General features: G+C 30.8%; 7 protein-coding genes. All 7 read right to left on the bottom strand.

Annotated features, from left to right (window positions below):
- Positions 1 to 7: 7 nt before the first annotated feature.
- Positions 8 to 700, bottom strand: a complete 693-nt coding sequence (locus EF513_RS07780; protein WP_125216823.1) for a phosphate signaling complex PhoU family protein — start codon at positions 698 to 700, stop codon at positions 8 to 10.
- Positions 701 to 719: 19 nt separating this feature from the next.
- A complete protein-coding gene (locus tag EF513_RS07775; RefSeq protein WP_125216822.1) occupies positions 720 to 1,184 on the bottom strand; it encodes a 23S rRNA (pseudouridine(1915)-N(3))-methyltransferase RlmH in 465 nt (154 codons plus the stop codon).
- A gap of 21 nt (positions 1,185 to 1,205) precedes the next feature.
- Entirely contained in the window at positions 1,206 to 1,556 is a 351-nt protein-coding gene (gene rsfS / locus EF513_RS07770; protein ID WP_125216821.1) for a ribosome silencing factor, read from the bottom strand.
- 93 nt (positions 1,557 to 1,649) lie between these two features.
- Positions 1,650 to 4,022, bottom strand: coding sequence for an F-box protein (locus EF513_RS07765; protein ID WP_125216820.1), 2,373 nt, complete (start codon positions 4,020 to 4,022; stop codon positions 1,650 to 1,652).
- Between the two features lie 94 nt (positions 4,023 to 4,116).
- Positions 4,117 to 6,462 (bottom strand): hypothetical protein, encoded by a 2,346-nt coding sequence (locus tag EF513_RS07760; protein ID WP_125216819.1) that lies wholly within the window; start codon positions 6,460 to 6,462, stop codon positions 4,117 to 4,119.
- A gap of 83 nt (positions 6,463 to 6,545) precedes the next feature.
- Complete coding sequence (locus EF513_RS07755; protein ID WP_125216818.1) at positions 6,546 to 8,888, bottom strand: hypothetical protein; 2,343 nt, start codon at positions 8,886 to 8,888, stop codon at positions 6,546 to 6,548.
- Between the two features lie 88 nt (positions 8,889 to 8,976).
- A complete protein-coding gene (locus EF513_RS07750; RefSeq protein ID WP_125216817.1) occupies positions 8,977 to 11,880 on the bottom strand; it encodes a hypothetical protein in 2,904 nt (967 codons plus the stop codon).
- Positions 11,881 to 11,931: the final 51 nt, after the last annotated feature.

Here is an 11,931-nt window from a genome sequence, read left to right as displayed (position 1 = left end):
CCTAAAATTAAATTTCATTCGGCACAGGGCTGATCTCATGCTTAAGCACTTTTTTGCCGGTTTGAATATAATAATGAATGCGACTAATCTTAGTGATACTTTCAGCAAGTCTCTCCATTGATTTAATAGCAAAAAGTATATTTAGATATTCTTCAATTAACTGGCTGTTTTCTTTAATTTTATTGTTTAGTTTGGCTACTTCTATACGCATTATCATTATAACTTCTTCAGCTTTTTGTGCAACTTCCTGCAAGCTAAGATTGTTGTTTTCCATCTTAACCAAAGGTTTTACTAAATTATATATAGCCTCAAGTTTTTGTAAGATAATAACTATCTCTTTAACAATATTTTGATCTACTTCGCTAATTCTTTTGCAGGCACGTTTAGTCATGTTTTTAGCTAAATCACCAATCCGTTCAATGGTAACTGATATCCTAAGGGATGAAACAATCATTCTAAGATCAATGCCCACCGGTTGGCGTAAAGCTATTAAATTATATGCTTTTTGCTCTAAGCTATAATCAAGCTTGTTAACATTAGTATCAATCTCATTCACTCGTGTGATATACTCCACGTTAGGGCTGCTCCAGGCTTGAGTACAAATTTCAAGCTCTTGTCCTGCCAGTTCTGCCATGTTATATAGGATATCAATAAGATCTGCGAGTTCCTTATCAAAAGAATGCACCAGGTGATTAGTCACTTTTTAAAGCCTCCAAAAGTTACCCTTCGCGATGATAAGGGTGGTTTTGAATTATACTATAAGATCTATATAGCTGTTCTGCAAGCATAACTCTTGCTAATTTATGCGGCCAAGTAAGTTTTCCTAAACAAATGCCTTCGTTAGCTCGTAGTTTGGTAGCTTGGGTAAGACCGTCTGCTCCTCCAATCACAAAATTTATATGATTATGATTATTAAAACTATTGCTAATGAGTTTTGCAAATTCTAAAGAGGTAAAGTGCTTACCTTTTTCATCAAGAATAATATTAAAACCCGGTAAAGAGGAGAGCTTGCTTAGGATAAACTCATTTTCCTCTTTGTTGCTTTGGGCTGCGTCTTTAATTTTACTTTCGAAGCTAACTAGATTGGTTTTCCAGCGGAGTCGTTTTAAGTAGTTGCCAATTAACTGTTGCTCGGGGTCGTTTGCTTGTAACTTACCAATCGCAATTATGTTAATTTGCGTCATAATTTTTCTTCATACGGTAAATTATTGCTCTTCACGTACCAACGGAATATTCCAAAGCTGCTCTAATTTATAATATTCACGCACATGTGGTTGGAAGATATGTACAATTACATCAAATAAATCTACTAAAACCCATTCGCTGCTTGCTAAGCCTTCAATGGTCGGGAGTTTTTCATAATTATCTTTAAAATGAATGCCAACTTTGTCGCCAAGGGTCGCTACATGGCGCTTATTTAAACCGGATGCTACAATCATAAAATCAGCAATTTCAGTTTTACCTGCTAAATCTATGCATGCTATATCTTCAGCCTTTTCATTGTCGAGTAGGCTTAATATTTCATCTTTAAGTTTAATGCTATAGTCTTTATTCATGCTTTTTCTGCTTATTTATATTTTATAACGAATATTAATAAAATATGAAAAAAATGCAACAAATTAAATTTTTAAATTAATTTAAAATCAAACTTACCTTGCCACTTCATTTTGCAGTTGCTCTGCTTGTTTTTCTCCAATGAGCTTACGGGTAAAGTTACCACAAGCTTTGTATGTTTTATTAGCTAGCATAGTTGCTCCACAGTAGGCCTTATATATATTGCGAGTAAGCAATAAGTTACGCATATCAAATTGAATATCGGTAAAGGGAATATTAGCATACTGAGGATCTGGCGGATATAAAGAGCGTAATACTTCATCGCGAGATGTAGAACATGCCTTAATATATTCTGCTAAACATGGCAGATAAAAAAGAATGCTTAAAGTACGCACTCCATTGATAGCAATGTAGGCAGCTTCCTTTATAAAATGGAAAAGATTACTATTTGCTAATTCTATTCCAAAAATATTATATGTTCCCTCTTTAAAATCATTAGCAAAGAATTTTAAAATCACTTTTGGTTGGTAAATGCTTAAAGAATTTTTAGTATGAAAAGCTATAGTGGTTTTAATAATGGATCTAAAGCCTTCGAATGCACATAGTCCTATAGAGCTTGCTATTACTAATATACTTGCAACTGCTAAACTAAATGGAATAAGTAATATGGTTATATCAATAAGGCTTGGAAGGTTTCTAATTAATGTAAATATAAAGCTACCATTATTAAATTCGATCTTTTTATCAGTTAACCAACAAGCTTTAGCAAGACGTAATAATTCAAAGGTTGAAAAATTACAATTTTCTTCAAATTTAATAGTTTTAATATTAGGGTGATTTAATATTAAAGCTGTAATAATATTTTTATATTTAGAATGTAATTCGGGTGTAATATTTTTTAAAATAATTTTTTGTGTAATAAGCCCTTTTTCCTGCCGCTTTATAAGTGATCTATATAAGTCTTCTAGTGCGATATTTTGATCTGTTGCATCGAGTATGAATGATTCTATGCATGCAATATTTATTAGAATGTCATTCAGTTGCCTGGAGGATACCTCGGAAGCATTAAGGCTTGTAAGTGTAAAATTTCTAACCTTTTTAGAGATACCGGCTAGATACTTACCAACATTTGATTGTGGTTCGATGTTGTTAAGCTGATTAATAACTACGCGATAATCACTTATAGCTGTAAGTTTAACTTTTGGATAAAAATGTTTTTGGTTTAACATTTTGTAATATGCTTTACAGGAGTTAAAATCATCTAAACAAATTACTTTGGAGACATTATAAGGAGAGTCATAGGAAGCTAAATTAAGATTTAAATTATGAACGTCAGTTGCTATAGTATTGATTTGTTGTACAAAGTTATTAGCCGTTACTATATCATTACTACCGTCTGTATCTATAATGAACTCTATATTTGGAAAGTTAGCTGGGTTTAGTTCTGTTGATAATAGATGACTATCGTTAAAAAGTATAATATTTGTAAAATTATTTAATATTATTTTCCAGTGTAAGTTGGTATTGTTAAATATAGTTAATTTTTGTTTAGCATCCCCTATGTTTGCATGCGTGAAATCAAATGTTATTCCCAAAATAACCTCTGGTTTAGCTTTCGCAAAGGAATCTACTTTAATATGCTTAGCTAAGTCCTCGTCTATGATTGATACATCCACCTCATTAAGTGCATGGTTAATAACATCATCTTGTTGAATTAGATTAAAAATAGTTAGCTTGCAATCCGGGTTAACTTGTTTAAGTTTATTAATCACCATTTTAGCTTGCGCTAAAGTAATGGGAAAATCTAGGGTTAGTTTGCTAGTATGCCTTAAAATCTCGTCAGTAGTTGGATCATTGTTACTAACATTGTTTAAAAATCGTTCGTACCAAGCTAGATGGAGCGTTTCTTTAATAGTAAAGCTAAGTTTATAGTTACGTTGTTTTTTATTTTGATCGGTAAAAGATTCTCTAAATTCTGTGCAAAATTGTTCCCAAGGATTGTATATTTCTGCTCTGGTCTTTATTAGTTCTATATCTTCAAAGACAACTTCCTGTTTTGCGGTAGGATCAAATGGATGCTCTTGATGGATTACTTGGTCCAAGTAGCTATTATGATCAGTTAACCTACCAGAGCTTTCAAAATATTCCTTTAAAGTTTCTAGGTTACAGTTTTCAAACTTAAGTTTTTTAGCATGTAGCAAATCTATTTTTTGAGTATCAGTTAAGCTTGGCAAGATGCGCGCATCAACATTAGCTGTAATTTCATGAGCAATGGTAGTGTTGATTAGCTTTGATAGTTGCTTGTTAGTTCCTCTTAAAGCTAATAATTCCTGAAAGGATAGAAATTGAAAAATATTAATAAATATTTCATCCGGAATATCCATTGGATTTGTGGTATGGCTAGGAAATGTGGTTCCTGTTTCAGACTCTTGGTCAATAGCATTTATAGAAGATGAACTGTTTGACATGATTTTATTAATTTAAATATATATTTAAATTAATGTTGATTTAGTTTTTATTAATTTACAATGTTATATTTTGCATAATTTTAACAAAATTGCTTTAAGCTTCCCTGGTAGGCTGTACTTGCTCTGCTTGCCTCTCTCCAAGTATCTTACGGGTAAAGTTACCGCAGGCTTTGTAGGCTTTATATATATTATTACAGACCGACAGATTTCGTTGATCATATTGAGCATTAACCAGCGGTATTCTAACCCTTTGTGGTTCTTGCGCATATAAAAGTTTAAAGTCACGATCGTTTTCCATAGATTCCGGGCGAGTAATGTCATAAAAATACCTTGTAATGAAAATTATAGTTATAATTGCAAAGCAAGTTAAAGATAAGATACAAGTAGTCTTGCCCAGTTCTTTAAGAAGTGATTGATTGAAATGTATCCTAAAAAATTCTCTTACTGCAGTAGAAAAATTATTATAAAAATATTTTATAGGATTGGTTTTTTGGCCATTAAATAGATTTGCAGCAGAAATTATAATAGTATCTAACCCGGAAAAAAACGCAAAGAATAAGCTGGGGGTTGATATAACTAAGCCGCCGAAGAGCATGGATCTAAGTAACCTTAAAGCTATACCATCAATCATATATGGTAAAAGTCTTACATAGTTAAATATTGTTCTATTACGTTTGCTATTAAATTTAACTTTTTTAGTTGTTAACCAGCATGCTTTAGCAAAATATAATAAGTTTGGAACTGATAAATTGCTATTTTGGAATTCAATAATAGTGTGATTTTGTGGAATTGAAATTATTTTAGTAATGAATTTTTTATAAGATGATGGTGTTAAAGAATGCAGGTTTTTAATAATAATTTTATCGATAACAAGCCCTTTTTTCTGCCGCTTTATAAGTGCTTTATATAAGTCTTCTAGTGCGATATTTTGATCTGTTGCATCGAGTATGAATGATCTTATGCATGTAATATTTATTAAAATGTCATTCAGTTGTCTGGAGGATACCTCGGAAGCATTAAGGCTTGTAAGTGTAAAATTTCTAACCTTTCTGGAGATGCCGGCTAGATACTTACCAACATTTGCTTGTGATTCAATGTTGCTAACTACTCTATAATCACTTATACCTGTAAGTTTGACTTTTGGATAAAAATGTTTTTGGTTTAACATTTTGTAATATGCTTTACAGGAGTTAAAATCATCTAAACAAATTGCTTTTAAGAACTTATAAGAAAAGTCAAAGGAAGCTAAATCATAAGAAGACTCATAGGAAGCTAAATTAAGATTTAAATTATAAGCGTGAGTTGCTATAGTATTGATTTGTTGTACAAAGTTATTAGCCGTTACTATATCATTACTACCGTCTGTATCTATAATGAACTCTATATTTGGAAAGTTAGCTGGGTTTAGTTCTGTTGATAATAGATGACTATCGTTAAAAAGTATAATATTTGTAAAATTATTTAATATTATTTTCCAGTGTAAGTTGGTATTGTTAAATATAGTTAATTTTTGTTTAGCATCCCCTATGTTTGCATGCGTGAAATCAAATGTTATTCCCAAAATAACCTCTGGTTTAGCTTTCGCAAAGGAATCTGCTTTAATATGCTTAGCTAATTCCTGGTCTATGATTGATACATCCACCTCATTAAGTGCATGGTTAATAATATCATCTTGTTGAATTAGATTAAAAATAGTTAGCTTGCAATCCGGATTAATTTGCTTCAGTTTATTAATCACCATTTTAGCTTGTTCCAAAGTAATAGGAAAATCTAGGGTTAGTTTGCTAGTATGCCTTAAAATCTCGTCAGTAGTTGGATCATTACTATTAATATCGATTAAAAATTGCTGATGGAAACTAAAGGGGCTATTATTATAACCTTTTGTAATAGTAAGATTAAATTTATAGGTACGTTGCTTTTTATTTTGAGCGGTGAAACATTTTCTAAATTCTGTGCAAAATTTTCCCCAATGGTTGTATGTGGTTGCAGTACTTGCTAGTTCTATATCTTCAAAAATAACTTCCTGTTTTGCAGTAGGGTCAGTTGTGTTATCTTGAGCGGTTACTTGGCCTAAATAACTATTATGATCGGTTAATCTACCAGAGCTTTTAAAATATTCTTTTAAAGTTTCTAGGTTACAGTTTTCAAACTTAAGTTTTTTAACATGTAGCAAATCTATTTTTTGCTCATCCGTTAAGCTTGGCAAGATGCGCGCATCAACATTAGCTGTAATTTCCTGAGCAATAGTAGCATTGATTAGCTTTGATAGTTGTTTGCTAGTTCCTCTTAAAGCTAGTAATTCCTGAAAGGTTAGAAACTGAAAAGTATTAACAGTCATTTCCTCTGGAATATAAATTGGATTTGCTGTATTATTAAAAAATGTTATTCCTGCTTCAGACTCTTGGTCAATAGCATTCATAGAAGATGCATTGTTTGACATAATTTTATTATTTTAAATTTAAATTAATAATAATATGCTATTAACATATTTATCATATTTGTGCAATCTTTAAGTAATTTGCTTTAAGCTTCCCTGGTAGGCTGTACTTGCTCTGCTTGTCTTTCTCCAAGTATCTTACGGGTAAAGTTACCGCAGGCTTTGTAGGCTTTATATATATTATTACAGACAGAGAGGTTACGCATATCAACTACAGTATTAACCAGCCGTATTCTAACCATCTGCGGTTCTTGCGCATATAAAAGTTTAAAGTCACGATCGTTTTCCATAGATTCCGGGAGAGTAATTTGATAGGAGTAGCTTATAATAAAAACTATAGTTGTAATTGCAAAGCAAGCTAAAGAGATGATACAAGTAATCTTGCCCATTTCTTTAAGAAGTGATTGATTGGAATGTATCCTAAAAAATTCTCTTACTGCAGTAGAAAAATTATTATAAAAATATTTTATAGGATTGGTTTTTTGGCCCTTAAATAGATTTGCAGCAGAAATTATAATAGTATCTAACCCGGAACAAAACGCAAAGAATAAGCTGGCGGTTGATATAACTAAGCCACCGAAGAGCATGGATGTAGGCAAGCTTAAAGCTATACCATCAATCATATATGGTAAAAATCTTACAAGGTTAAATATTGTTCTATTACATTTGCTATTAAATTTAACTTTTTTAGTTGTTAGCCAGCATGTTTTAGCAAGATATAATAAGTTTGGAACTGATAGATTGCTATTTTGGAATTCAATAATAGTTTGATTTTGTGGAGTTGAAATTATCTCAGTAACGAATTTTTTATACTTATGAGTAAAAGCATTAAGGTTTTGAATAATAATTTTTTGAGTAATAAGTCCGTTCTCTTGGCGTTTTTTTAATGTTTCAAATAAAATTTGTAATTTTTCAGGGGTTAGTGTGGGATTGGATGCATCAATAATTAAAGATTCTACTTTAGATGCTTTGCCTAAAATTTCAGATAATTGTTTATCAGAAAAGTTAATATTATCAAGTTGTGTAATTTCTACTCTACGGTCTTTCCGAGTAATACCAGTTATATATTTAGCATAATCTGTTTGTTGGTTAGCCGCTATAGCAAAATTGTTAACATTATTAATTTCTATTGGAGCTGTATTTAATTGTCCAATTTTGACATAAGGGTAATTTGTTTTTTGATTTAATAATCTATAATAGTACCTTAATGTATTTAAATCGCTAATGCTATTATCAATGCTAAATTGTAAGTACATTATCTGCTTAAAAGGGGTAAGGTCATTATTAAGCATGGTTGCTAAGTTATCAGCTGTAGATGCAGTGATATATGGTAAAGTACCTGTTAGGTTTCTTGCTGCTATACATGGTTTAAGAGTATATTCAAGATTTGGGAAATTGCCTGAGTTTAATTGTGTAGCTAGATAGTTAGTATTAAATAAAGTGTTAGTATAAAACCCATACAAATTGATTTTGAATTTATAATTTGTGTTATTAAGGTTGGTTAAAACAGCACTGGCATGCGGTATGGATAAGTTATCATAATCATAATTTAATCCTAAAATAACCTGTGGTTTAGTAGGAAAATCTGCTTTAATATGCTCACGTAGATCCCTATCTATGCTTGATTCATCTATTGAATAGTCATCATTAATAATATCATCTTGTTGAATTAGATTAAAAATAGTTAGTTCACAATCCGGATTGATTTGCTTCAGTTTGTTAATCACCATTTTAGCTTGTTCCAAAGTAATAGGAAAATCTAAGGTTAGCTTGCTAGTATGCCTTAAAATCTCGTCAGTAGTTGGATTATTACTATTAATATCGTCTAAAAATTGCTCATACCAATTAAGGGCGGTAATATTATATTCTTTAATAGCAAGATTAAATTTATAGTTACGCTGTTTTTTATTTTGATCGGTAAAAGATTCTCTAAATTGTGTATGAAATTGTTCCCAAGGGGTGTATATCTCTGCTCTAATCCTTATTAGTTCTATATCTTCAAAAGCAACCTCCTGTTTTGCGGTAGGGTCAGTTGTGTTATCTTGAGCGGTTACTTGGCATAAATAACTATTATGATCAGTTAAACTACCGGAGCTTTCAAAATATTCTTTTAAAGTTTCTAGGTTACAGTTTTCAAACTTAAGTTTTTTAACATGTAACAAATCTATTTTTTGAGCATCAGTTAAGCTTGGCAAGATGCGTGCATCAATATTAGCTGTAATTTCATGAGCAATGGTAGTATTGATTAACTTTGATAGTTGCTTGTTAGTTCCTCTTAAAGCTAATAACTCCTGAAAGGATAGAAATTGAAAAGCATTAACAGCCAGTTCATCTGGAATATAAATTGGATTTGCTGTATTATTAAAAAATGTTATTCCTGTTTCAGGCTCTTGGTTCATAACATTTATAGAAGATGCATTGTTTGACATAATCTGATTATTTTAAATTTAAATTAATAACAATATGTTTTTAATATATTTATAATACTATATTTGTGCAATCTTTAAGTGATTCACTTTAAGCTTCCCTGGTAGGCTGTATTTGCTCTGCTTGCCTCTCTCCAAGTATCTTACGGGTAAAGTTACCACAAGCTTTGTATAAGTTACTACCAAGGTTTATTACTTTTTGCTCTGTCCTATAAATTTGATTACAAACAGAGAGCTTATAATAGTTATGGATAATTTTTTTAAATCTAGGAGCGCTATTTTCAAGCTGTACTTCAGATGAATAAAACTTATCTAAATCATTTCTAAACGGATCATCGTTATTCGCTAGTTCTCTGTAATCATATATTAATTTAACTATAGTTAGAATGAGAGTCTCCATGGCTGCAAATGGTATAATTATTAGTATAGCTAACCTGGATAGCTCCTTTGTAATATTACTGAAAGTTTTATCTTGTAACGAAACTGATAAAAAACGTAGGAATTTAAATTTGTTACAAAGGCTCTTTAAATCTTTAAAGAAAGGGTCGTTACTACGCTTTTTAAGCGTATTATACATTATATCTTGAAAGCTTTCTTTAAAATATTGAAATATATTAGAACTATTCTTTGGATACTTTACAGTTAATACTGAATTCAGCACCAGCACTGTAAAAAATGTAGTAATGCCTATAACAAGTATCATTAGAGCAAATAATATAGTACTATAGAAATATTTATCAATCAGCGTTGGAATATGCCTTAAAGTTTTAAACCATGATTTATTGTTGGTTTGATTAAAAATCACTTCTTTCCTAGTTATCCAGCAAGCTTTAGCTAATTGAGCTGTTCTGAATTTGGATAACTTGCATGATTCTAGAGTGATTTTTTTAATGCTTGTATTGTTGCTAATAAAGCGAGCTAATGCTCCTGCAGCTTTAGGTTGAGTAGATTTGAAATTTCTAATAATTAATTCTCGTGGTGCTACATTTGATCTAGTTAGGCGTAGTAGCATTTGAGGAAGAATATTTTCAATATTACTAAACTTATCTGCATCAATTATTAGCGTTTTAATATTAGGAGATTTTGCCAAGACTATCTCTAATACTTCTAGAGAAAAGTGTGATATATCAAGCTGCTCGCTATTAAGCGTAATATTTTGGTTTTTATTAAATAGTTCTGTTAAATATCTATTATATTCTGCATTATATTCTGCTTTTTGATCATTAGAAAGATTTTCAGTAGATAAGTTAATATTAATCGAGCTAAAAAAGGTGGCAGGCGGGCTGCTAGGTAGACAACTTAAAATTATTGAAGCAACCTTTAGATCGAGCAAGGTGACTATATCAATCTCACCTCCTTTAGGGTAAACAACGTTATTTATACTGATGTGTTCTAAATAGGTTTGAGAGGCGAAGTATGTTGCGATTGATGTTATAAGCTGAGAGTTTGAAGAATCGATGTTTATAAAATTTACCGCGGTAAATTCAGTATTGCCCTCCCTACAAGTAGCAAGAGTTTGAACTAACCTAGCCTCTAAATTATTAAATTGAGATGCATTAATGTTAATTTGCTGCAGTTCGGTAATGCTTGATAAAACCTTAGGGAGCTGCTCACTAGGAATAAGAGTAATATCTAATTTATAAGATGAAATTATAATATTAGGAAATTTATTAATAACTTCTAATATAGATTGACCGACTTGGACAGATTGCCCAGGAGTATATTGAAGGTAGCAAAGATTTATTTTTTTGATATTTGGAGCTGCCATGTCAATGTTAGAAAAATATACTTGGCTGTTTAGCATCCTTACTAAATATTCTAATTCATCATAAGAGTAAATTGCTAAAGATGATGGTAATATGATCTTCCATTTTTTATCAAGATTATTATTATTTAGTCCATTTAATAAGCATTCAATTGAAGTCATACTAAGTTCATTATTTAACTTTATAGTAAAGTTAATATCCGGAAAATGGTGAGGAGATAATTGAGTTATGATCTCAGCTATTTGCCACTCGATAATGTTATTACTAAGTTGTAAGCCCAATATAATATTCCAGGGTAATCTAGTTTGATTAAAGCTATCTAATGCCTGAGATGCAGTGTTAATTTCTGTGTTGTACTTAGCTTTAATAGTTAATTTAGAACCCATTTTTTTAGCAAAAGAGCTTAAATCAGTAATTACGCCGTTTAACCCTATATCTCCATTAAAAAATACTTCCATAAGTTGGTTAATAATTACTTCACACTCGGGGTTGGTGTTTTGAATAACGGTTAATATTTTATCTGCATCAAAAGAGTAACATGGAAAATCTATAACAAGTTTTGAGCAAGCTTTGAAAACTTCCTGTGTTGTGGGATTATCAAAGGCTTCATTGAAAAGGTTGTACCTTCGAATAAGGTTTGTTAAAATTAATGAAGAAAAGTTATATTTACGTCCTTTAATATTCTCTGGAGTAAAGCTTGTTAATAATGAGTTGAAATCTTCAGAAGTAAAATTTATTATAGTTTCAGTAATAAAATTGACTTGTTGTATAGCTGTTGCATCTGAGTTGGTACCTTTGTCATACGGTAAGTACCCAGCATGATTAGTTAATCTACCAGAAGCTGCAAAATAGTGCTGTAATGTAGCTATGGTTAAATTAGATATACTAAGGCTTTTCATATGTAATAGATCAAGTATTTCCTGATCATTTAATTTGAGCAATTTTTGTGCATCAATTTCATGGTGTAGGTAATTAGCAAAATAAAATCTTACTTCTCTATAAAAATCTTTTGAAATTAATTTAGCTTGAGTTTGTTCAGGTAATAATAAATATTTTAATATCTCTTCATATACATCCAGGGGAATTTCATTAAATTTTTTAGGAAAGACGGCTGGCAATAATGTATTATCATTATTTACATCTAAATTTGCCAGTTGCAAATCTGCTATGTTAGTTTCTTTATTAATATCTTTCATATTCTGAATTAAGTTATTCGATATATTAGACATATTATTTTGCCTGAATTCGTAATATTTTATTGCATTATTAACTTGATTTTA

Origin of the sequence: Rickettsiales endosymbiont of Stachyamoeba lipophora, from assembly GCF_003932735.1 — a bacterium.
Classification (GTDB): domain Bacteria; phylum Pseudomonadota; class Alphaproteobacteria; order Rickettsiales; family 33-17; genus RICK01.
This window is presented reverse-complemented; position numbering and strand designations above follow the sequence as displayed.